This is a genomic window from Pseudomonas sp. M47T1, assembly GCF_000263855.1.
Classification (GTDB): domain Bacteria; phylum Pseudomonadota; class Gammaproteobacteria; order Pseudomonadales; family Pseudomonadaceae; genus Aquipseudomonas.
Map to the genome: position 1 here is coordinate 95,476 of NZ_AJWX01000020.1, position 21,804 is coordinate 117,279.

19 protein-coding genes are annotated in these 21,804 nt (G+C 62.8%); 7 read left to right on the forward strand and 12 right to left on the reverse strand.

Annotation, left to right across the window (positions count from 1 at the left end):
- Positions 1-100: 100 nt before the first annotated feature.
- Positions 101-523, reverse strand: coding sequence for an NUDIX hydrolase (locus tag PMM47T1_RS20020; protein ID WP_043301284.1), 423 nt, complete (start codon positions 521-523; stop codon positions 101-103).
- 181 nt (positions 524-704) lie between these two features.
- Complete coding sequence (locus tag PMM47T1_RS20025) at positions 705-1,823, reverse strand: FAD-dependent monooxygenase (RefSeq protein WP_008372322.1); 1,119 nt, start codon at positions 1,821-1,823, stop codon at positions 705-707.
- Between the two features lie 214 nt (positions 1,824-2,037).
- Between PMM47T1_RS20025 and PMM47T1_RS20030 the strand changes: the two genes are divergently transcribed.
- Positions 2,038-2,685 carry a TetR/AcrR family transcriptional regulator gene (locus tag PMM47T1_RS20030; RefSeq protein WP_008372324.1) on the forward strand — a complete coding sequence of 216 codons (648 nt, stop codon included), beginning with the start codon at positions 2,038-2,040 and terminating at the stop codon, positions 2,683-2,685.
- 109 nt (positions 2,686-2,794) lie between these two features.
- Here PMM47T1_RS20030 and PMM47T1_RS29190 read toward each other — a convergent pair whose 3' ends face one another.
- The 4 genes from PMM47T1_RS29190 to PMM47T1_RS20045 form a co-directional block, all read right to left on the reverse strand.
- A complete protein-coding gene (locus PMM47T1_RS29190) occupies positions 2,795-2,944 on the reverse strand; it encodes a DUF2256 domain-containing protein (protein ID WP_008372327.1) in 150 nt (49 codons plus the stop codon).
- Positions 2,941-4,467, reverse strand: a complete 1,527-nt coding sequence (locus PMM47T1_RS20035) for a cryptochrome/photolyase family protein (RefSeq protein ID WP_008372329.1) — start codon at positions 4,465-4,467, stop codon at positions 2,941-2,943. Before PMM47T1_RS20035 ends, PMM47T1_RS29190 begins: the two co-directional genes overlap by 4 nt.
- A gap of 8 nt (positions 4,468-4,475) precedes the next feature.
- Entirely contained in the window at positions 4,476-5,033 is a 558-nt protein-coding gene (locus PMM47T1_RS20040) for a DUF3833 domain-containing protein (RefSeq protein WP_008372331.1), read from the reverse strand.
- 1,119 nt (positions 5,034-6,152) lie between these two features.
- Positions 6,153-6,911: an IclR family transcriptional regulator gene (locus PMM47T1_RS20045; protein WP_008372333.1), complete on the reverse strand. Its 759-nt coding sequence runs from the start codon at positions 6,909-6,911 to the stop codon at positions 6,153-6,155.
- Positions 6,912-6,967: 56 nt separating this feature from the next.
- On the opposite strand from PMM47T1_RS20045, the gene PMM47T1_RS20050 reads away from it, so the two are divergent.
- Genes PMM47T1_RS20050 through PMM47T1_RS20060 form a run of 3 tightly spaced genes read left to right on the forward strand, consistent with a single transcriptional unit; the run spans position 6,968 to position 10,961 of the window.
- Positions 6,968-8,521: an MFS transporter gene (locus tag PMM47T1_RS20050; protein WP_443216103.1), complete on the forward strand. Its 1,554-nt coding sequence runs from the start codon at positions 6,968-6,970 to the stop codon at positions 8,519-8,521.
- A complete protein-coding gene (locus tag PMM47T1_RS20055; protein WP_008372337.1) occupies positions 8,518-9,549 on the forward strand; it encodes an HlyD family secretion protein in 1,032 nt (343 codons plus the stop codon). The genes PMM47T1_RS20050 and PMM47T1_RS20055 overlap by 4 nt, the downstream gene beginning before the upstream one ends.
- A gap of 2 nt (positions 9,550-9,551) precedes the next feature.
- A complete protein-coding gene (locus tag PMM47T1_RS20060; RefSeq protein WP_050990439.1) occupies positions 9,552-10,961 on the forward strand; it encodes an efflux transporter outer membrane subunit in 1,410 nt (469 codons plus the stop codon).
- A gap of 185 nt (positions 10,962-11,146) precedes the next feature.
- Here PMM47T1_RS20060 and PMM47T1_RS20065 read toward each other — a convergent pair whose 3' ends face one another.
- Positions 11,147-11,911, reverse strand: coding sequence for a hypothetical protein (locus tag PMM47T1_RS20065; protein WP_008372340.1), 765 nt, complete (start codon positions 11,909-11,911; stop codon positions 11,147-11,149).
- 376 nt (positions 11,912-12,287) lie between these two features.
- Between PMM47T1_RS20065 and PMM47T1_RS20070 the strand changes: the two genes are divergently transcribed.
- Entirely contained in the window at positions 12,288-13,514 is a 1,227-nt protein-coding gene (locus tag PMM47T1_RS20070) for an MFS transporter (RefSeq protein ID WP_008372342.1), read from the forward strand.
- A gap of 96 nt (positions 13,515-13,610) precedes the next feature.
- Here the strand turns inward: PMM47T1_RS20070 and PMM47T1_RS20075 are convergent, their stop codons facing one another.
- Positions 13,611-14,135: a tetratricopeptide repeat protein gene (locus tag PMM47T1_RS20075; RefSeq protein WP_008372343.1), complete on the reverse strand. Its 525-nt coding sequence runs from the start codon at positions 14,133-14,135 to the stop codon at positions 13,611-13,613.
- A 141-nt stretch (positions 14,136-14,276) separates the two neighbouring features.
- Between PMM47T1_RS20075 and PMM47T1_RS20080 the strand changes: the two genes are divergently transcribed.
- A complete protein-coding gene (locus tag PMM47T1_RS20080; RefSeq protein WP_008372346.1) occupies positions 14,277-15,071 on the forward strand; it encodes an SDR family NAD(P)-dependent oxidoreductase in 795 nt (264 codons plus the stop codon).
- Between the two features lie 136 nt (positions 15,072-15,207).
- On the opposite strand, the gene PMM47T1_RS20085 is transcribed toward PMM47T1_RS20080, so the two are convergent.
- The 3 genes from PMM47T1_RS20085 to PMM47T1_RS20095 form a co-directional block, all read right to left on the reverse strand.
- Entirely contained in the window at positions 15,208-16,458 is a 1,251-nt protein-coding gene (locus PMM47T1_RS20085; RefSeq protein ID WP_008372348.1) for an MFS transporter, read from the reverse strand.
- A 138-nt stretch (positions 16,459-16,596) separates the two neighbouring features.
- Entirely contained in the window at positions 16,597-17,775 is a 1,179-nt protein-coding gene (locus PMM47T1_RS20090; RefSeq protein WP_008372350.1) for a hypothetical protein, read from the reverse strand.
- 45 nt (positions 17,776-17,820) lie between these two features.
- On the reverse strand, positions 17,821-18,000 hold the full coding sequence (locus tag PMM47T1_RS20095) for a hypothetical protein (RefSeq protein ID WP_043301287.1): 180 nt from the start codon (positions 17,998-18,000) through the stop codon (positions 17,821-17,823).
- Positions 18,001-18,143: 143 nt separating this feature from the next.
- On the opposite strand from PMM47T1_RS20095, the gene PMM47T1_RS20100 reads away from it, so the two are divergent.
- Positions 18,144-18,782, forward strand: a complete 639-nt coding sequence (locus tag PMM47T1_RS20100) for a DUF1345 domain-containing protein (protein ID WP_043301306.1) — start codon at positions 18,144-18,146, stop codon at positions 18,780-18,782.
- Between the two features lie 81 nt (positions 18,783-18,863).
- Here PMM47T1_RS20100 and PMM47T1_RS20105 read toward each other — a convergent pair.
- Positions 18,864-21,804 (reverse strand): hypothetical protein (locus PMM47T1_RS20105; protein WP_008372353.1); only part of this gene is annotated, 2,941 nt, incomplete at its 5' end.

Genomic DNA, 21,804 nt, shown 5'->3' on the forward strand with positions numbered 1-21,804 from the left:
AGGCTCGTGCCCAGAAGCTGCCGCCAGGCTGCGAAAAGGGCCGCAGAACCTTCGGCGGTGTCAGGGGTAAAGCGGGAGAGCGGGCGCCGGGGAAGGGACTTTAGTGAAGGGTGATCTTCTGATCCAGGTCCGAGGCGCAGCGTTTAAGCAACGACCGGATCGGGCCGCGCACGTTACGCTTCCACAGCTGTTTCATGGAAACCCAGCGGCACGCATCGATCTCGTTGCGCGGGCGAGGCTTTCGCGTCAGCGTCCGGCGCGCCTCGAACAGGAAGTGCACCACCTGGTTTTGCTGGTATTTGGAGACGAACGACAGGGTGTTGAACGCCAGCCCCGTTTCTTCTTCCATCTCCCGCAACGCCGCCTGCATCGGCGACTCACCCCGCTCCACTCGCCCGCCGGGCAAATTCCATTTCGACTTGCGTTTGCGCACGAAAAGAATTTCGTCGTCACGGCGGTAAATCACCGTGGCGCGCATTTTGACATTGCCGGCTTTTCCTGATGAACCTGCTGCGGTGCCCATGAATATTCCCTGAATGCGTCCCTTCGATGGGTATGAGATGAGCAAAGAGTGTCGACTCTTCAGCCACAGTGGCGCGTTTGGGTGACGGTATGATGACCGTCGAGGGCGCGGTGTGGTTCGTTCCTTCACTGAGCATGGGAATACCTCATCAGGTTGATGCGTGGGGTGATGGTGCGTCGGTTCAGCCCAGCGCCACGTTCCAGGCGTCGTAGCCATACACCCAGTCGGCGTTGCCGCCAGCCTTGAGCCACTGATTGCCGCGCGAGCCGACCTGGATCTGGCTGGCGCGTTCCAGGCGTGCGGCTTGGTAGGTGTGCAGCGCAACGGCCAAGTCGGTGTCAGGCAGGTTCAAGGCACGGGCCAACACCACGGCGTCCTCGATGGCCTGGCCGGCACCCTGGGCCATGAACGGCATCATCGGGTGAGCGGCATCGCCCAGCAGCGTCAGGCGGCCGGCGGTCCAGCGCGGCAGCGGGTCGCGCTCGTAAAGGGCGGTCTTGAGCACTTCGTCGCAGGCGTGCAGCAGCGCCACCGCGTCGGGGTGGAAGGCGGCGTAGGCGCTCTGCAGCTCACTGACGCTGCCGCGCGTGGTCCAGCTTTCCAGGTGCCAGCTGGCCTGGGCGGTGGTGGCGAAGATGAAGATGTCCCGGCCCCGGTTGAGCGGGAAGGTGACGATCTGGCTTTCGGGGTTGGGGCCCCACCATTTGGTAAAGGCTTGCAGGTCGGGTACATGGGCCACCTTGCTGGCCGGCACCACGGCGCGGTAGGCCACCACGCCGGTGAAGCGCGGCTGCTCGGCGCCGAACATCGCGGCGCGCACCGCCGAATGGATGCCGTCGGCGCCGATCACCAGGTCGGCCTGGGCGTGCGTGCCGTCGACGAAGGTCAGCGTCACCCCGGCGTCGTCCTGCTGGATGGTTTCGCAGCGCTTGGCAAACTGCACCTGTTCGAGCGCGAAGGCGCTGGCCAGTGCGGCCAGCAGGTCGGCGCGGTGGAGGGTCAACTGCGGTGCGCCGTATTGCTGCTCGGCGCTGTCGCCCATGGCCAGCCGCGAGGTTTCCTCGCCGCTGTCCCATAGGCGGCTGATGCGGTGGGTAGGCCGGGCGGCAGGTTCGCGCACGGCGGCGCCCACGCCCAGGCCGTCGAGGCCGCGCACGGCGTTGGGCGTCAGGTTGATGTCAGCGCCGACGCGCATGAAAGCCTGGGCCTGCTCGAACACGGTGACCTGGTGGCCGGCGTCGCGCAGGGCGATGGCGGCGCACAGGCCGCCAATGCCGGCGCCGATAATGGCAATGTTCATGGTGATGCTCTCCTCTGGTGAATGCAGAGCACTCTTGCAGGTTGAATGCCATTATTTCCTTTTTTAAGGAATTAATTAAAAAACGATTATTTTCAATGAGTTGATGCGTTCCACCTAGGAAACAAGCACCGGTGAAACACGGGGTGCACCCGCAGGCTGCGATTTGTCACCCAGCTACCCAAAATGGTGTTCGCGCACGGTATGATTGCGCGCCATGGATACTTCAACCGGAAAGAAAAAGCGCGGCCGCCCCGCGAACACCGCCGCCATTGGCCGCGACGGCTTGATCGAGGCCACCCTGGGCCTGTTGCGCGGCATCGCGCCCACCGACCTGACCCTGCAGGACATCGCCCGCCAGGTGAATGTCGACCCGGCCTTGATCCGCTATTACTTCGGCAGCAAGGACGGCCTGCTGCGCGCCGCCACCCTGCACCTGTTGGACGTCACCCAACTGGGCGCCCAGGCCCTGGCCGAAGGCCAGGGCGTGGAAGCGATGTTGTATGGGCGCATTCGCCTGATCATCGATATAGGCCGCCAGAACCCGCACTTCCTGCAACTGGTGCTGCGCGAGATCTACCAGGGCAATGATCCGCAGCCCGGCGAAGTGCTGGACCTGATTGCCCAGCGCGGCGTGGCGCTGGCCGATACCCTCCTGCAAGCCCGTCCCGCCGCACCGGGGTTGCCGCACATTGATGCACGCATGCTGCACGTGGCGCTGGTGGGCGCGTGCACCTTCTTCGCCACGGCCCAGCCGTTGTTCGGGGTGTTGTTCGCGGGCAGCAGCGATGACGTGCTGGCCGAGCAGTACTCGCGCTTTCTGACCGGGTTATTGCTGCGCGGGGTGGGCGTACAACCTGCCTGAGAAAACCGAGTTCAATCTGTAGCCGCAAGCCGCGTCATGGGCGCCGCGCACTGCCTGACCGACATCGGCGCCGCCGACCACGTGACCGCCCACAGCGGAAGCCGCTGGCTCATATGGCCTTATCCCCCGTGTTGCGGTGGCGGCGGCAGTGCTCGGAGCAGTAGCGCACCTCATCCCAACACCGCGCCCAGCGCTTGCGCCAGTTGAACGGCAGGCCGCAGACCACGCAAGTCTTGCTGGGCAGCTGCGCCTTTTTCATAGCCGCTGCCCGACGTCCAGCTTCGCCAACAACTGCTCGCCGCGCTGCCACAGGGCATCACGTCGCTCTTCAGGCAGGCCATTGAGGTTGAGGTACACCGGCGCCAGCCGTGGGTTGTTGCCAAGGGCCTGGCGATGGCGCATCAAAAAGTGCCAATACAGGGCATTGAACGGGCAGGCATCCTCTTCCACCGCCAGGTCCACCCGATAACGGCATGCGCCACAGTGGTCGGACATGCGCTGAATGTAGCGGCCACTGGCGCAATAGGGTTTGGAACCCAGGAAGCCACCGTCGGCGTGCATGACCATGCCCAGGGTATTGGGCAGTTCCACCCAGTCGAACGCGTCCAGGTAAACCGCCAGGTACCATTCGCAGATGTGTGGCGGTGCGATGCCCGACAGCAGGGCGAAGTTGCCGGTCACCATCAGCCGCTGGATATGGTGGGCATACCCCAGCGCCAGGGTCTGGCCGATGACTTGGGCCATGCAGCGCATGTCGGTGTCGCCGGTCCAGTAGAATGCCGGCAACGCGCGCTGGTTGTCCAAGCCATTGAGCTCGGCGTATTCGGGCATGCGCAGCCAGTAAATGCCACGCACGTATTCGCGCCAGCCGATCAATTGGCGGATGAAACCTTCGGCGGCATTGAGCGGCACGCTGCCCTGCCGGTAGGCACGTTCGACATCGGCGCACAGTTGCCGCACATCCAGCAGGCCGATATTCAAGGCGGCGCTGACGCGGGCATGGAACAGGAACGGCTCGTTTTCGGCCATGGCATCCTGGAAGTCACCGAACGCCGCCAGGCCGAAGTCGAGAAAGTGCTGCCACAGCGACTGGGCCTCGGCGTGAGTGACGGGGTAGTCGAAGCCATCAACGGCGCCGTAGTGTCCGCTGAAGCGCGAGCGCACCAACGCCACCACTTCCAGCGTGATCGCATCCTGAGTGAAGTGCGCAGGAAACGGCCCGTGCAACCGTCGTGGCAGAGCCTTGCGGTTCTCGCGGTCGAAATTCCACGCCCCGCCCACCGGCCGCCCATCGGGCTCCAGCAGCAGGCCGCAGCGCTTGCGCATGCCCCGGTAGAAGTCTTCCATGCGCAGCTGCGGGCGGCCCCCTGCCCAGCGCGCAAAGGCCTGGCGCGAACACAGAAAACGCCGATCCGCGTGCCACACCAACGGTAGCCCGCACTCGGTCATGGCCTGTTCCAGGCGCCATTCGCCGCACTCGGTAACGTGCACCTCACAGGCGTCCAGCGCAGCCTGCCAGCGGCGCAACTCACCGGCGATGCTGCCACTGTTGCCCGGGGCATCAAGGGTGACGTAGTGCACGCGCCAGCCCTGTTCACGCAGGGCCTCGGCAAAATGGCGCATGGCGGAGAATATCAGCATGATCTTCTGCGGATGATGGGGCACGTAGCGGGCCTCCTCTTCCACCTCCGCCATCAGCAGCGCATCGCGGGCAGGGTCCAGGGCCTGAAGCAGATCGAGGTTGAAGGACAGTTGGTCGCCCAGCACCAGGCCCAGTCGCAACGGGCGGCTCATGGCGACTGGCGACGGAAGAACAGCGTGACCTGGCCTACGTCCACGCCCAGCTTGCTCATGCGGGTGCGGTTGATCAGGGTGTCGTCGTCCATCTGGTACATCCAGTCGTCCATGTCCATCACCCAGTGCTTGCCCTCCACCGGCAGGTCCAGGCGGTAGCGCCAGTGCAGCGCATTGCCCGCTACTTCACCCTGCGCCTCGCCCACCACATCGCCCGCGCGGCCCCGCCAACGGCCGGGGCCGTCGGGCACCAGGGTCCATATACGCTGCTGGCGGGTACCGTCGCTGTAAACGAAACGCTCATCCAGAATCAGCTGCTGGCCCTCCCGGTGGCTGGCGACGGTGACGTGGAAGCGCTTGGCGACTTCGCCCGAGCGCTTCTGGAACATACCCCAGGCCTGCACGGGCCTGGAGAAAAACGCCACCAGGTCCAGGGACGGACGTTCGTTGGCGTACTGGTTAACGTCGACGCTGCTGCAACTGACCAGCAGCAGGCAGGCCATCAAAGCCAGCGCGCCCTGGCGCAGGGGTTGCAGCGTGAAGGAGTCGCTCATGGAAGGGGCCTGAGTCAGTGGGCGAAAGTACCGGCACTCTTTACTCTAGACAGGCCCCGGCCGCCACTGACGAATATTTGCTCCACCTCGCATTTCACACCGCGCCCTGAAACGCCGTGGAGGCTGCCAGGGTGGCGTGGCCGATGGCCCACTCGGCGCTTGCGGTCGTAGTTGCCCGCGACAATGATCGGGCGGCTGAAGCGCACGCTGCCCAACCACATACTGACTACCCACAGCGGTGGGCGCGCGATGCTCAACGCTGTAAGAGGCAAGGCACAGGGCGTGTTGGAAAGTACACACATTGCCCAACGGGCTCGGTACGACTGATGTCGGGAAAGTACAGGCCGAGCACGGCGTCTATTTCTTCTACACCCACCAACTCTGGCGGATATCGCTTCAACAGCATCTCGCGCGTGCGGGCAACCTTTGCCTTGGCCCTGGCAACATGTATCAACTTTGAAACACTTACGGATTCGCAAGGCTTAACTAACGGACCATATTCAGCCCTGATATGCTTGATAACAGGCATACTCTTTCTCTCCATAAGTCAACGTTGCATCATGAACGTTACAATCTTGCTAAACGCCAGGGCGTTGTTTGCCACCACCCTATGTCGCGGAACACCGTAAGCCCCCGAAATCACTGGGTAAAGCTTCATCAAACAGCGATTGACGGGCCCCTCGTAACGTGCTGCCAGAATCAAACCCGCTGGGTGTTGGACCGGCACTCAGGCTATCGGCCGGGCATACATTCGCTTAAATAATTTATCCTGTTTTGTTGTAACGCCAATGCTACGAAATACTTTATACAGCGGACGGCACCTTCATCCGACGATATCGAACTTCGCGACGTGGAATTCAATCGACTGTTTTAAGAGAAACAACCATCGGGCTTAAATCATGTGGCCGGACCCGATAAGGGTTCACGCAGGCCAGCGCTCCATAGGTTGGCCCTTTGGCGCCTGCAACCCGGCTTGCACCGCTGCTACAGGAATCGCATTCGCGCGGTAGCAGCCACAGCCCTTCGTGGGAGCGGGCTCTACCCGCGAAAAGGGCACCGCAGAGTATCTGATACACCGCGGTGCCTTATTCGCGCAGAGCCCGCTCCCCACGCGGTGTGTCAGGCAATGCTGCGCATGGCCGCCAGCAGGTCGTCACGGCAGGTAATGAGCGCCGCCTTGATGGTGTCGATGGCCTGCTCCATGCGCCACACCGGCCCCACCACGTCGATGGCGTAATGCCCCTGGGGCGTCTGCAAGCCAATGGCCAAGGCGCCGACACCCAGGGTGTGCTCGTCAAAGTCAGAGGCAAAGCCGCCTTGGCGAATGTCATCCAGTTGCGCGAGCAACCGCTCGATGGTCGGCGTCTTGGGGGTCAGGACCGACAGTTCGGTCCCCAGCATGCGGGTCACCGCGCTGTCGGTCATCGCCGCCAGCAATACCTTGCCGCCCGCCGTGGCGTGGATGTTCAGGAAGTTGCCGGCCACCGGCGACACCCGCAGCGCATGGGGCGACACCACCGAGTGCAGGATCATCAACTCGGCACCGCTGGCGCCCATCAGCACCGCCGTTTCCCCCGTCACCCGCGATAACTCTTCCAGGTAAGGCCGGGCCTTCTGGGTGATGTCCACGTGGCTGTGGGACGCCAGGCGCATGAACGCCGGGCCCAGGCAAACGCCGCCGCGGCCGTGCACCTCCAGCAGTTCCTCTTGCGCCAGCGCATCCACCATGCGCTGGACGGTGGAGCGCGGCAGGCCGCTTTTCTTGGCGATGGCCCCCAGGCTCAGGCCAGCGGGCTCATTTTCCAGGCTACGCAGGATGGCCGCCGCCCGGGCGATGACCTGTACGCCGCCACCACGATCAGATTCAGAATTCGTCATTGACTTGCCTTATGTATCACTAATTAGTACAGTGTACCGCATATCAGGTTTAATCGTTGTTTGCCGCAGCAGGAACACCCTTGTCAGCCCCTATCTCTCCCCCCGCGCCCGCCCCCTTCGGCTGGCGCCTCGCCCTTGGCCTAGTCGGCGTATTGCTCGCCGCCCTCACGTCGGGCATCAATGATCGCGTCACCGACACGGTGCTGGTCGATATCCTCGGTATTTTTGGCCTGGGCCATGACGAGGGTACCTGGATCAGTTCGGCGTACGCCGCTGCGGAGGTGTGCGCCATGCTGCTGTCGCCGTGGCTGGCGATGACGTTTTCCATCCGCCGCTACGCCGTGGTGGTCACGTGCGCCTTTACTGCGTTCGGCATCATGATACCGTTCGCGCCCAACTTCGAAAGCCTGGTCACGCTCAGGGTATTGCAGGGCCTGGCCGGCGGGGCCTTGCCACCGCTGCTGATGACCGCCGCGCTGCGTTTCCTGCCCTGGCACATCAAGCTCTACGGGCTGTCGGCCTACGCGCTGACCGCCACCTTCGGCCCCAACCTGGCCACGCCCCTGGCCGCCCTGTGGACCGAAGGCGGTGATTGGCGCATGGTGTTCTGGCAGATTGTGCCCAGCTGCCTGATCGGCGCCGGCCTGATTGCCTACGGCCTGCCGCAGGACCCGATCCGCCTGGAACGCTTCAAGCAGGCGGACTGGCGCGGGGCCCTGCTGGGCGTGGGCGGCATTGCGATGCTGGTCATTGCCTTGACCCAGGGCGAACGCCTCGACTGGCTGAACTCTGCGCTGATTGCCCTGCTGTTGCTGGGCGCCGGGGTGTGCCTGCCGCTTTTCCTGGTGAATGAATGGTTTCACCCACTGCCGTTGTTCAAACTTCAGCTGCTGGAGCGACGCAACTTCGCGTTCGGCATCATCACCCTGTGCCTGTTCTTGTTCCTGTCCATGGCCGGCGGCGCCATTCCCTCGGCCTACCTGACCGAAATAAAAGGCTATCGCTACCTGCAAACCATGCCCACCGCCCTGCTGATCGCCCTGCCGCAACTGCTGCTGGCGCCCCTGGTGGCCTTTGTCATCAACCGCAACTGGGTGGACTCGCGTTACGTGATGGGCAGCGGCCTGTTGATGATGGCCGGGGCCTGCGTGGGTGGCTCGCTGCTGACCACCGACTGGATTCGCGACGACTTCTACCTGATGCAGATCATCCATGCCTTCGCCCAGCCGATGGTTGTGGTGCCGCTGCTGATGAATGCCACCGGCGTGATCGCGCCTATGGAAGGGCCGTTCGCGTCCTCCATGGTGAATACCATGCGGGGCCTGTTCTCGGTCGTGGCCGCTTCGGCCCTCGAGCATTTTGTCACCCACCGCGAGCACCTGCACTCCAATACGCTGCTCGACAGTCTAGGCGCTCGTTACCCGTCACTGACTCCAGTGTTTGCTGATAAGAACCTTGCGTCGCTAGCACAGCGTGTGCGCGAACAAGCATACGTACTGAGCTTCAGCGATGCCTTCCTCGCACTGCTCGCCGTCGTCGCCATCCTGCTTGTATTGCTCCTGACCCTGCCCAAACGTGCCTATCCACCGCAACCCCCGGTATCGCCATGAAACAACATAGAACCGCCATCAGCCTCATCTGCACCGCCGTCGTCATCGTCGCCGGTTACACCGGCTATCGAGTGTTGAGTGACAGTGCCATCCAACACACCGACGACGCCTACGTGCGCGCCGACTCAGTACTGATTTCCCCACGCGTGGCCGGCCAGATCACCAAAGTGCTGGTGGAAGACAACCAGGCGGTGAAGGCCGGTGACCTGCTGGCGCAACTGGATGATCGCGATTTTGTGGTCGCCCAGGCAGCGGCGGCGGCCAACGTCATGGCCGCCAAGGCACAGTTGCAAAACCTGCAGGCCGGCATCGAGCGCCAGGCGGCGGTCATCGACCAGGCGGCCGCTACCACCCGCGCCACGGCCGCGTCGCTGAAGTTTGCCCAGGCCAACGCCCAGCGTTACCTGAACCTGTCCAATGCCGGCGCCGGCACCCAGCAGGAACGTCAGAAGGCCGATGCCGACCTGCAAGGCTGGCAGGCCTCACGCGACCGCGATGAAGCCTCGCGCGTGGCCGCCACCAAAACCCTGGATGTGCTCAAGGCCCAACTGGAAGTGGCCAAGGCGCAACTGGCCAAGGACCAGGCGGCCAAAGATCAGGCCGACCTGAACCTGTCCTACACCCGCATCACCGCCCCCCAGGACGGCATGGTCGGCCAGCGCTCGGTGCGTGTGGGCGCCTATGTGGCCCAGGGGCAACCGTTAATGGCCGTGGTGCCGCTGCACGAAGCCTTCGTGGTGGCCAACTTCCGTGAAACCCAGCTGGCGCACATGACCGCCCACCAGCCGGTTGACCTGCGCGTGGACAGCGTTCCCAACCACAGCTTCAAGGGCCATATCGACAGCGTCGCACCCGCCACCGGCGTGTCGTTCTCGGAAATCGCCCCGGACAACGCCACCGGCAACTTCACCAAGGTGGTGCAGCGTATCCCGGTGAAGATCGTCTTTGATCAGAACCAGCCTGACCTGGACCGCCTGCGCATCGGCATGTCCGTGGTCGCCAGCGTCGATACCACCAAGGGGCATTGATGATGAAGCGTTCTCTTCTTTTCCTCGCCCTGGCCAGCCTGGGCGCCTGCTCCGTGGGCCCGGACTTCCAAGCCCCGCACGCGCCATTGCCGGCCACCTGGCAGGACAGCGTGCAACACGGCTCGACCCTGAACGGCGCGGCCGACCACCAATGGTGGCAACAACTGGGTGACCCGCAATTGACCGCCCTGGTTGAGCAGGCCACCCGCAACAACTTCGACGTGCGCACCGCCAGCAACCGCCTGGAGCAGAGCCGGCTGATGCGCCAGGTAACCGGCCGCGAACAACTGCCAGGCATCAGTGCGTCCGGCGCCTACAAGCGCGCCCGCAACAGCTCAGTTGGCGTGCTGGACGAGTCCAACCTCGACGGCAAGGCGCCGTTCGAGCTGTGGAGCAGCGCCATCGACGCCAGCTGGGAAGTCGACCTGTGGGGCCACGTGCGCCGCAACGTCGAAGCCGCCGATGCCGAGGTCCTGCTTACCCAGGCCCAGCGTGATGGCGTGTTGCTGAGCATCGCTGCCGAAACCGCCACCGACTATATCCAGCTGCGTGGTGTGCAGGCCAAATTGGCCGTGGCCCGGCAAAACCTGGAAATCGCGCAGCAAAGCAACCACCTGACCCAAACCCGCTTTGAAAACGGCGTGACCACCAACCTGGACACGGCCAACTCCGCGGCCCAGGTGGCCACCATTGAAGCGGTGCTGCCGGTGTTGAGCGCTCAACAGGACCGTTTGATCAACGCCTTGAGCCTTCTGCTGGGCCAGGCACCCCGTGCGTTGCACGCGCAGCTGATCGAGCCCAAGCCCATTCCCGACCCCGCTCCGGATGTACCGGTGGGCCTGCCGTCGGAACTGGCCCAGCGCCGCCCTGATATCCAGGAAAGCGAAGCCGCCCTGCACCGTGCCACAGCCGCCATCGGCGTGGCCAAGGCCGACTTCTACCCGCGCATCAGCTTGGGCGCCAGCATCGGTTCGCAAGCGCTGGATGGGTCCAATTTCGGTCAGTGGAATTCCAGAACCTGGTCCTACGGCCCCAGCCTGTACCTGCCCATTTTCCAGGGCGGCCGCCTGACCGGCACCCTGGAACTGCGCAAACGCCAAGCGCAGGAAGCGGCCATCCATTACCAGCGAGTGGTACTGGGCGCCTGGCATGAAGTGGACAATGCCATGACCGACTATTCGGCGGAAAAACAGCACTACACCTCCCTGGCCGAAGCCGTTCACCAGAACACCATTGCCCTGAGCACAGCCCGGGATCGCTACACCCAGGGCGCGGTGGACTTCATCAACGTGCTGGGGGTGCAGCGCGCCCTGCTGGCCACCCAGAGCGATCTGGTGGACAGCGCCACCCAGGCGGCGCTCGATCGCGTGGGGTTGTACCGTGCGTTGGGCGGTGGCTGGCCCAAGGGTTGAGGCAGGCGGCATGAACATCAATGTGCTTGTCGCGATCGTGGTGTCCCTGTGCTTTGCGCTGGCGTTGGTTGCGCATTAATTGTCCACCCCACTGCGGCCAACCCGCCGTGGGCAGTGAACATAGATTCGGAGCTGGCGCGGCATTCCATGGCTTATGAGGGGGGGCGGTAACACGGCGGGGGCATTCAGCGCCTGTCCAATACCCTCGCCAACACAAACGTCGTCACCACCGCCAGCACCACCGCCGCGCCAATGGCCGGCAGCCCGCCCCATGGCACCATCGCCCACTCCAGCACCAGGTAGAACCCCAGCACCCCTACGCCACCAATGGCATTGCCCCGAACGATCTTGCCCATCTCCAGCCGCCCGCCCTGCACGTGCGCGAACACCGCCAACGGCCAGGCAATGACCGGAATCGGCGCCAGCATGCCGCTGGCCACGGGGCCCAGCCACGTGGCACTGGCGGTGATCGCCAGCAACAACAATGTCGCCGTCAGCATACGCATGGGGATCACCCAGCGCGGCACCGCCACCAGGCGCGCAGCGCTGGCCGGTGCCTGATGGGCGGTGACGACGATGATCGAGACCATCAGCATCAGCGTCACACTCACCGACACGGCCACGCTGCCCGCCTGACTCGTCAACGCCGCCATGGCAGCGTACGTTGCCATGGCGGCCACGCAAGCGACGGGCACACCCACCCGCTGCGCGGCCAACACGTAGCTCAGGTAGGTTGCCTGCACCGCTGCCAACCCGGCCAATGCCCCAGGAATGGCCCTGAGCGCGAATCCGCTGCCCTGCTCCAGGGTGAGGAACAGCATGATCAGCGCTGAAGTCACCGGCAAACCGGAGAGCAGCCCTGCGAGGCGCGTGCCCCAGCGGTTGCCGGCAAGGGAAATGGCAAGCATCAGCGAGGGGGTAATGAACAGTTTGAGGTAGAAGGCAGTCATGGAGAGGTAGGGGCAGGTTCATTGTTTTGGAGGGGCCATAGGCATGAGGTGCGCGTGGCTTGGCGTAACCATGCTAATGGAACGCAGGGGGCTGCGGGCGGATTTATTGCGCTTCCCACGTAGCACACAGCCTGGGTGGTTGAGCGGTAGCGGTAGCCGCTGCCGCCAGACGTTTGAGTTCTGGTCCAGGCTTTATGAGCAGCCTTTTGCGCAGCACCAGAACCGCTCTAGCCAGCGTGGTTTATCAATGCCAATGATGTTGACTATCAAGCGGCATGCCTGAACGCTTGGCAAAATTGATACTTATAATCCCCCTCACTTTTCCCCGCTCCTCTCGCCTGCCCGCAGGCGACCTTCCCCCTTGGAACTCAGCATCATGCCAAGCGCTAGCCAGGCCCCTCGCGGCCTACCTGAACATAGTCAACAGAGCGTCAAACAGCAGTGGCTGGCGATTCTGTCGGTGGCCGTGGGCGCCTTCGCCCTGGTGACCAGTGAATTTCTGCCGGTGGGCGTGCTCAACGACGTCGCCAGCGACCTTGGCATCAGCGCCGGCCACGCCGGCCTGATGGTGACCCTGCCGGGCATCATGGCCGCCCTCGCCGCCCCCTTGCTGTCGGTGGGCATTGGCGCCATGGACCGCCGCTACCTGCTGATCGGCCTGACGCTGATCATGATCATTGCCAACTCGGTGGTGGCCTACGCCAGCGATTTCAGCCTGCTGCTGTTCGGCCGCATACTGCTGGGCATCAGCATCGGTGGCTTCTGGGCCACGGCCATCGCCCTCAGCGGCCGCCTGGCGCCCAAGGGAGTGGGCGTGGCGCAGGCCACTTCGATCATCATGGTGGGCGTGACCCTGGCCACCGTACTGGGCGTGCCCGTGGGCACCTGGCTCAGTGGCCTGATGGGCTGGCGCATGACCTTCCTGGTAACCGCGCTGGTGGGCGTGCCGGTGCTGTTGGCGCAGGTCTTCCTGCTGCCGCGCCTCAACCCCGACAAGGCCATCGAGATCCGTGACCTGCCGGCCTTGTTCATCAACCCGCAGGCGCGGGTTGGCCTGATTGCGGTGTTGCTGATTGGCCTGGCGCACTTTGCCGCGTACACCTATGTCGCCCCGTTCTTCAAGCAAAGCGCCGGCTTCGATGGCCCGACCATTGGCTCGTTGCTGTTGCTGTATGGCGTGGCCGGGGTCATGGGTAATATCTTCGCCGGCTTCGCCGCCAACCGCAGCGTGCGCCACACCCTGTTGCTGGTGGCCCTGATGATCGGCGCCAGCACCCTGCTGTTTCCCTACTTCGCCACCGGCATGACCGGCGCCGCGATGCTGATCGCCCTGTGGGGCTTCGCCTTCGGCGCTTTCCCGGCCTGCGCCAGCATCTGGATGTTCGTGGTAGCGCCCAAGGACGTGGAACGCGGCATGCCGCTGTTCGTCGCCTTGTTCCAGGTGATCATCGCGGTGGGGTCGTTCTTCGGCGGGCAGATCGTCGACCGCATGGGCACATCGGTGCTCATGAGCCTGGCCACGGCCCTGGTCGGGTGTGGGTTTGTGACCGTGCTGGTGTTGGGTCGTAACGTGAGCAACAGTCTGGCAGCGCAGCCAGGCTGACCCGGAGCTGCCGAAGGCTGCGGCGTGCGATGCGTTACGCCAGACATTGCGCGGCACCCGTCACGCCCTCCTCCGTAGCGATGTCCGGCCACCCGCCTAGGTCTTGGAAGCACTGTCGATGGCTTCGGCCAGGTCCTGATACTCCTCGCAGGTGGTGCTGCAAAGGGACTTGATGGTCGCCAATTGTTCCTTGGCCAAATCCAGCCGCCCCTTGATCACGTAAGCCTCACCCAGGTACTCGCGCACTTGCGCATAGCGTGGGTCCAGCTTCACGGATTGCAGGTAATAGCCAATGCCTTCATCGGTACGCCCCAGCTTGCGAGTGGCATAGCCCCGATAATTGAGGGCCTTGGCGGTATTGGGCTGTTTGAGGGTGTCCAGCAGCGCGATGGCTTCCTCGTAACGCCCATCCTTGGCCAGGCGGTAGGCGTAGTCGGTGCGGTCTTCATCACTGGCCGCGCTGCTTTGCTGCATCACGCAGCGCTTGCTGCGGCTGTCCCACACCTTGCCCTTGGGGCAGTTGGGTTTGGGCGGGGAATCATCGCCGCCGCTGGCCCACACGGGCGTTGCGGCCAGGGCGGCGCTGAGCAGGGCAATGGGCAACAGAACTCGACGAATCATGGCGTGGCTCCTGACCGGAACACGGGGCTTTGCAGTATAGATGGCAAAAACAGGGAACGCCGCTGGCAAGATCCGGTCTCGATGCTAATGCTTTTATCTTTGCCCCTGCTTTTCCTTCGCCCCTTCGCACGGAGATTCGCCATGAACATCGATTTGACCGGCAAGACCGCCCTCGTCACCGGCTCCACCCAGGGCATCGGCTTTGCCATTGCCCTGGGCCTGGCTGAAGCCGGTGCCCATGTAGTGGTCAACGGCCGCAAACGCGAAGCGGTGGATGCCGCCGTGGCCAAGTTGCAGCAAGCGGTGACCGGCGCCAGCGTCCAGGGCCTGTCCGCCGACCTGGGCACCGCCGAAGGCTGCAAGCAGGCTGTGGCCGAACTGCCGGCGGTCGATATTCTGGTCAACAACGTGGGCGTGTATGGCCTGCAGGACTTCTTCGACACCCCCGACGAGGAATGGCAACGCTTCTTCGAGGTCAACGTCATGTCCGGCGTGCGCCTGTCCCGCGCCTACCTCCCGGGCATGGCCGACAAGGGCTGGGGCCGCGTGCTGTTCATCTCCTCGGAGTCGGGGCTGAATATCCCGGCTGACATGATTCACTACGGCTTCAGCAAAACCTCCAACCTGTCGGTATCGCGTGGCTTGGCCAAGCGCATGGCCGGCACCGGGGTCACGGTGAATGCCATCCTGCCGGGGCCCACCCTGTCCGAAGGCCTGCAGGACATGCTCAAGGACCAGCAGGCCGCCAGCGGCGAGTCGATGGAAAAGACTGCGGCGGCCTTCGTGATGAAACACCGCCCCACGTCCATCATCCAGCGGGCTGCCAGCATGGAAGAAGTGGCCAACATGGCCGTGTACATTGCCTCGCCCCAGGCCAGCGCCACCACCGGCGCGGCCCTGCGCGTGGACGGCGGCGTGGTGGACACCATCGCCTGAGCATCTGATCCGGTTTTTTTCGTTGTTTCTGCATCTGGTGCCCTGTTGGACCGACGGCGCATGATTGCGCCATCGACACAGCCATTCAGGAGTCAGGGCAATGGAAGAGTTCGGCGTAAAAGAGCTGATCCGGTTTTCACTTTACGTGGTGGTGGCCTGCGGCGTGTTCTTCGCCGTGGCCATGTCCTTCTGACGCCACTGCCTTGGGGCGCGCCAGGGCGGTGACCACCGCCCCCAGCGCCATCAACGCGCACGTCACCCAGAACACCACACGCATCCCCACGTGCCCGCCCAGGTAACCACCGGCCAGCGGCCCCAACACCTGCCCCACGTACTGGCTGGAGGTGGAATAGCCCAGCATGCGCCCGGCAATGCCTTCCGGTACCGAATGGCGAATGATGCTGGCGATGCACGGCAGCAAGCCGCCCAACGCCAACCCCATCAACAAACGCAGCACCACCAGTTGCCATGGCTCGGTCACCAGCGCCTGGGGAATGAGCAACAGCGCCGCGGCCATCAAGCAGCCGATCACCACCTTCCAGTGCCCTACCCGGTCGGCCAGCTTGCCCAACCGCGAAGCCGAGATAATACTGCCCAACGCCGCGGCCGCCATCACCAGCCCCGCCGTCAGGGTCACGTTGGCGGCGCCCAGTTGCATCAGGTAGACGGTAATGATCGGTTCGATCGACATGTTGGAGAACGTCACCAGGCTGGCCACGGTGAACATTGCCAGTACCGGCGCCATGTTCACCGCCACATCCCTACGCGGTGCGTCCTTGGCCACCGGCGCACGTTTGGGCCGTGGTACCTCCTTGAGCAACAATGCCGTGGCCAGGAACGCCACGAAAATAAACGCCCCCGACAAAAAGAACGTGTTGCGGATACCCACCAGCGGCGGCAACGCCCCGCCGATCAAAGGCCCCGCCAAGCTGCCGGCCATGATGCCCGACGACAAAATCCCCAACGCCCACCCCGAGCGTGCCTTGGGGGTTTGCGTGGCCACCAGGATGGTCGCGCCCGAGGCATAACCGCCCAGCAACCCCGCCAACAGGCGCAACAGCACCAGTTGCCAGATGTTCTCGGCCAGGCCGATCAGCGACATGGCAATGGCCATGCCCAGGCTGGCACGAATCAGCATCAGCTTACGCCCGTAGCGGTCGCCCAGGCGGCCCCACAGCGGCGCGGTCAGTGCCGCCGACAGGAAGGTGGCGCCAAACGCCACGCCAGACCATTGCACGATGGCGGCTGGGTCAGTCACCCCCAGGTGCTCCACATACAGCGGCAAAAAAGGCAGCAGCAGGGTCATGGCGATAATGGTGGTGAAGGCACCGAACACGCACACCGCCAGGTTGCGTTGCCAATGCTGCTCGTTGTTGTGGGCGTCCATTTACAGGTCTCCTATCAGGTGGATATACGCTAGCGCCTGATGACCCATAAATAAAATTCATGTTTTTTATGCGGTGCATTCCTATCAGGAATTACACAGCCTGACGGTCAGTACAACCTGCCCAAAGGCCATGTGCGGCTACCGCTGTGCACTTTCCTTGCCGGCGCGATGCACTCGCAGCATTTCGTGCTGGATCACCTGCTCCAGCTGCAAGAAGCTGATCAGGTACAACAGGCTCGAATGGGCCGCCCGGTGGCGAATGGAAATGCCCAGGCTGTACATCGGCAGGTCGCCGTGCCGAATGGCGTCGAAGGCGTACACCAGGTAGTCCTGCCACACAAAGTTGGCGCCACCGACAATGGCCAGCCTCTTGTTCGCCGAGTACACCAGGCTGCGCCGTGACTGGCGCGATGCCTTGATCAAACCGTCATCCACGTGCACTGCGGCCACCTCCATTTCGGTATGGCCGTGCACCACGTACGGTTTGTAGGTCATGTCGGCAGCCTCCAAGCGACGAAAATGCACGCGTACTTCTTCCAGGCTGCCTTGGGTGCATTGGTCGAACAGGTGTTCCTTCAGGTGCCCGGCGACGGCCATCAGGTATGCCGCAAAGTCCCGCTCGGGGGCCTGCCGCACTGCTCGCTCGGTTTCCTGCAGCAAGGCGTGATGAAAGCGGCACACCTTGAGCACCTGGCGTGGCAGCAACTCGAAGAACTCCGGCTTGATCAGGTGTTTGTGCTGCAACGGCAGCGGCATGGCCACATGGCCCTTCACCAGCGCATCACGGGCCTGCAGCAGCGCCTCGGCCTCTTCGCGCTCGGCGGCCAGCAGCCGGGCCTGCACATCCAGCTCCAACTGACGACGGTCCAACGCTTCGCGCTCGCGGCTCAGGGCGTCGATGTTCAGCTCACGGTCCAGCAGCGAATCCAGTTCCCGGCGCTTGGCGTCATGGTAGGCATCCAGCGCCTTGTTGTTGCCAAACACCACATCAATCAAGGTAATGCGGTAGCTGGAATCCTGCTTGAGCAGCAACTGGGTCAGCAGCCCCAGGGTGGCAAAAAAACCCACCACGTAGGCGCCGCTCAAGGTCAGCACCAGGTCGCCCGGCTCGTGGCCATAACCCATGAAGCCCTTGAGCGCCGAATCGGTTTCCAGCGCCATGGCGCTCAGGCTGGCGGAGCTTGCGATCATTTTGCCGGTCTTGGTGCCGAAGGCAAACGCGGCCCAGCCACCCAGGGTGCCGGTGAACAGGCCAACAAGCGTAAAGGTAAGGAAGTCCATGCCCACGTGTTCCGGAATGCGGTAGAAGGCCGCCATTGAACGCCGGAACGCGATTAACCGTTACTGGTAGAAAGCGCAACACTAGCCAGGCAGGTCCGGTTTGTCGCCACCGCCAGAGCCAGGGCACTGCGGCCCGGGTTGGCGGTCAAACACTGCATCGTTGCTGGCCGGCCGTTGCGCCGAGCCCGCCCGCCGAGTGAGGCGCGCCTGGCTCATCATACCTTGCAGCAACCTCGGCTCATTGGGAGCATCAATGTACATGGCGCACTCTCCATTGGGATCCAACCTATATTGAACCTGAAATAATATAGGCTGCCTACTGGTAGTTCTGACAGGTGACAGCAACGTATAAAAGGAGTAGAGACCTCCTTCTTTTTTCTTTCTCAACAAGGACACCCATGGCCCTGCCCAGCCTGCCCCGTACCCATCCGCGCCTTTCATTCTCTGCCGTGGTGGGCGTTGCCGCAGGCCTGCTGGCCCCGGCCGACCCGGTGATGCGCGTCATCATTGGTTGGAATAGCGGCGTATGGTGCTACGTGACGCTGATGAGCTGGCTGGCCCTGCATGCCAACCCCAGCAAAGTGCAGCAAACCGCCCAGCAGGAAGACGAAAACGCCGGCCTGGTGCTGGTGACCGTGTGCGTGGCTGCCATCGCCAGCCTGGCGGCCATCGGTTTTCTACTGGCCGGTGGCAAGCAACTGACCACCGGCGTGCGCGGCCTGCATTACGCCCTCACGGCCACCACGGTCATCGGTTCCTGGCTGATGATTGGCGTGGTGTTTGCGCTGCACTACGCGCGGCTGTTCTACCTGCGCCAGGGCAAGGACGCGCCACTGCGCTTTGCCGACGGCGAAACCGCGCCCGATTATTGGGATTTTCTGTATTTCTCGTTCACCATCAGCGTGGCGGTGCAGACCTCGGATGTGGGGGTGGCCACCCGCGCGCTGCGGCGGGTGGTGTTGGGGCATTCGTTGATTGGGTTTTTGTTTAATACGGCGATATTGGGGTTTTCGATCAATATTGCGGCGGGGTTGATTAACTGAGTGGGCAGAAAAGAAAGGGGCGTAAAATTACGCCCTCCCCTCAGTGCAAGCGTCGCTACCAATTTTATTGTTCGCGAACCATCAGCTTCCTGCTATAAACGTCACCGCTTTCGTGAGTGAAAACTGATAACCGACCATTCTATTTGCGCCAATGTAGAACGTGACAACCGGCCCAGCAGGAATGGTGCCCGTTTCAACAGGACCAACTTTTACAAATTCGATCCACGACGGGTATGGATCCCAACTCCCCGCAGCCCCGTGAAGGTCTGCTACGAAATACTTCTCCGGGCTTGGACTGTTAACCGGAAAATAAAGCCTCATGGCAATACCTTTTATACCGGTCGAGGCTATCGTTGCATCAGTCACAGGTTGGCTACCAATGTGATTGATTTTGAAGCGGGTGGCATGATTAGCCAATACGCTGTAGCCTCCAGTACCCGAGCGACTGCTGGACACAATTGTTGAGCCATTCGCTAGATTTGACGGCACCGTTACTGTGTCAGAAGCAACAGTGCATGCCATATAAAATGGACCGCCTTGTGTGATGTGACACTCACCCGCTATATTAAAGTAGTAAACGTAAAGCCTGTGAACACTGGACGTTTGGCTCGCCCCCGACGGTTTTGTCACAGTAAACGAGAGACTTACATTTCGATTATAATTGAGGCTTAAAGCGCTGTAGGGCACGCGAAAACTCATCTCTGCAAGCCGTTCCACTGTCTGTTCCAGGCTGACGGTTCCCGCGCCAGCCGTGCCTTGCCAAAAAAAAGAAACTCTGTCGCCGATCTGCATGCCCCCATAGAGCGGAATCTGAACGGTTGCACCACTTACATCTTTCATTGTATTCAAGGTTGAGGTGGTCAATGTCGCCGACAGCGGATCCGCCTCAACAACATACGGAACCGTCAGCGTCAACGGCAGCTCGACGCGCACAACATAATGGCGCAATGGGAAAGTGACCGTAGCACCCGCATCCCCTGCAAACGCCACGCTCATCTCCACCATCAACGCACTGCCATCGCGTAACGCCTGCAACCGCGCCAACGGAATCGAGCGCGTAACGCCACTCAGCGATGTAACGGGCTGGGCACTCGCCAAAGGAATCACGGTGGCACTGCCATCGGCCAGCGTACCGCGCGCTTCCAACCAGTAAAGCTGGCCTGTGGTCATAAACGGCCACGCGGCCACCGTCGCGGTAGCGTCTACCAGCAGGCGCTGCACATCCAGTTCGTCATTCACCGCTTCATTAATGGCGGGCGTTGGCAGCACCGAGCTGGGCAGGGCCAGTACCGTCAAGCTCAACTCCAGCGATGTACCCACCACATCATCACCGCGAAACACCACATAATCCACGCGTATGGTCTGGCCCAAGCTCTGGGCGAGGAATTCCCGTGCAATGGGGATGCGCGCCTGCCCCGCCGTACTCACGGTAAACCAGAGAATAGCAAGGTAAGTGCCGTCCGGCAGGAACCACACCACGCCCACCACGTCGCCCGGTGCCAGGCGCGCGTCGTTGACGGCCACGGTGGCGGTGTTCTCTTCGCTGTTGGTGCCAGGTTTTATCGGGCTCCAGGGGTTGGCGTTCCCTCCTGTGCCGTCCATCACCGAGGGTGCCGGCCAAGGCTGCTGGCTGGCTTCGCCAATGTTCAAGGTCAGCTTGCGCGAACTACCAAAAATAACGCCGTTACGTCGCACGGCGTACCACACCTCCACGAGGTTGTTGACGTTACCCAGCACAAAGGGGTCCTTGGCAATCGGCACGACCAGGTTGCCTGCGGCCGGAAAATCCACTTCCACGTTGTAGCTTTGATTGGGCAGGCCATGCCAGTGCACGCTGATCTCGTCGCCCGGCTGCAGCACGCCGTTGGGCTTGATCACTACGTCGAGGGAATTGCCGATCAGGTTCGGGTCGACAAAACCGTTGGCGAACACTGGGTCGGTTTCCGGCGCCGGCAGCGTATTCACTTGCCCAACAACATTCAACTCAAGCTCAAGCGAGGCATATTCCTGCCCGCCAACCGCCACTTTGTAGCTGACCTTCAGCGACCCGCCGGCCAACGCCGCGGCCAGGTTTTTGTCGACCTGGAAGCTGATATCGCGCCCCACCTGCGATTGCGATTGAATGTCCCGTTCGAAGGTGTCATACACATTGCCGCCGCTGGCGCTGGTGCCGTCCCACACCAGCGTCACGCGTTGCCCCACCGCCATGAAGGCATACGCCGGCACGATCACTTCCTGGGTGCTGCCAGGGATCAGGTCGGGGTTGTAGTCCGGTGGTGTCACGTTGGTGAGGTGCGGCAACGCCAGGGTGACGGGTTGGCCAATGAGGCTGACCGAAGCACGTGAGGAGCGGCGGCCATTGACGTCGTAATACACCGAGGCTGTGCTGCCCACCAAGGCAGCGGCCTGACCGTTGGGCACGTACAGGGTCAGGCGGGTGGCGGCCTGGGCAATCACAAACGGCTGGGTGTAGGTCACCTGCGAGCCCAGCACTGGCTGGCCCACCCAGGTCAGCACGCCTTGGTCGCCCACGGCGAGGTTGCCGTTCACCGGCACCCAGATGGCCACGTCGCCGCCTCCCAGCCCGTCCACATCCAGCACGTCGGCATCATCGGCATCCCTCACTGCAGGGGCAAGCAAGCCGCCGGGGGCCTCGACGTCGGTGTGAGTGGAAAGGCTGAACAATGACCAGTTTTTCACCACATCGCGAATGTCGTAATTCACCACCAGGGCAAGCCCCGGGTTGGCACGAATGATGTCGGCGCTCACCACGATGTTCAGCGGTAAGGTTGGCGTGCTGGCCTCGGCGGCGGTAACGGTATGGGTCACGGAAATGCCGGTCCAATACAGCGTGATGACATCCCCCGCGTGGAGGTTTTCATAGCGCGGAATGCCGAGCGTCAGGTCCACGGCACTCGCCGCATCGATGACGGCGGGAATGCCGGTGGGTGGCAACAGGTCTTCATTGATGTAGGGCGTGGAAGGGTCCGGGTCGGGGTTGCCTGGCACGCTCACCTTGACC

Excerpts from the sequence above, each read along its gene's own strand:
- PMM47T1_RS20090 (WP_008372350.1), bottom strand. The coding sequence starts at position 17,775 with ATGGCGGCCTTCTACCGCATTCCGGAACACGTGGGCATGGACTTCCTT.
- PMM47T1_RS20085 (WP_008372348.1), bottom strand. The coding sequence starts at position 16,458 with ATGGACGCCCACAACAACGAGCAGCATTGGCAACGCAACCTGGCGGTG.
- PMM47T1_RS20060 (WP_050990439.1), top strand. The coding sequence starts at position 9,552 with ATGAAGCGTTCTCTTCTTTTCCTCGCCCTGGCCAGCCTGGGCGCCTGC.
- PMM47T1_RS20025 (WP_008372322.1), bottom strand. The coding sequence starts at position 1,823 with ATGAACATTGCCATTATCGGCGCCGGCATTGGCGGCCTGTGCGCCGCC.
- PMM47T1_RS20045 (WP_008372333.1), bottom strand. The coding sequence starts at position 6,911 with ATGACGAATTCTGAATCTGATCGTGGTGGCGGCGTACAGGTCATCGCC.
- PMM47T1_RS20030 (WP_008372324.1), top strand. The coding sequence starts at position 2,038 with ATGGATACTTCAACCGGAAAGAAAAAGCGCGGCCGCCCCGCGAACACC.
- PMM47T1_RS20040 (WP_008372331.1), bottom strand. The coding sequence starts at position 5,033 with ATGAGCGACTCCTTCACGCTGCAACCCCTGCGCCAGGGCGCGCTGGCT.
- PMM47T1_RS20080 (WP_008372346.1), top strand. The coding sequence starts at position 14,277 with ATGAACATCGATTTGACCGGCAAGACCGCCCTCGTCACCGGCTCCACC.
- PMM47T1_RS20020 (WP_043301284.1), bottom strand. The coding sequence starts at position 523 with ATGGGCACCGCAGCAGGTTCATCAGGAAAAGCCGGCAATGTCAAAATG.
- PMM47T1_RS29190 (WP_008372327.1), bottom strand. The coding sequence starts at position 2,944 with ATGAAAAAGGCGCAGCTGCCCAGCAAGACTTGCGTGGTCTGCGGCCTG.
- PMM47T1_RS20095 (WP_043301287.1), bottom strand. The coding sequence starts at position 18,000 with ATGTACATTGATGCTCCCAATGAGCCGAGGTTGCTGCAAGGTATGATG.
- PMM47T1_RS20070 (WP_008372342.1), top strand. The coding sequence starts at position 12,288 with ATGCCAAGCGCTAGCCAGGCCCCTCGCGGCCTACCTGAACATAGTCAA.
- PMM47T1_RS20075 (WP_008372343.1), bottom strand. The coding sequence starts at position 14,135 with ATGATTCGTCGAGTTCTGTTGCCCATTGCCCTGCTCAGCGCCGCCCTG.
- PMM47T1_RS20065 (WP_008372340.1), bottom strand. The coding sequence starts at position 11,911 with ATGACTGCCTTCTACCTCAAACTGTTCATTACCCCCTCGCTGATGCTT.
- PMM47T1_RS20055 (WP_008372337.1), top strand. The coding sequence starts at position 8,518 with ATGAAACAACATAGAACCGCCATCAGCCTCATCTGCACCGCCGTCGTC.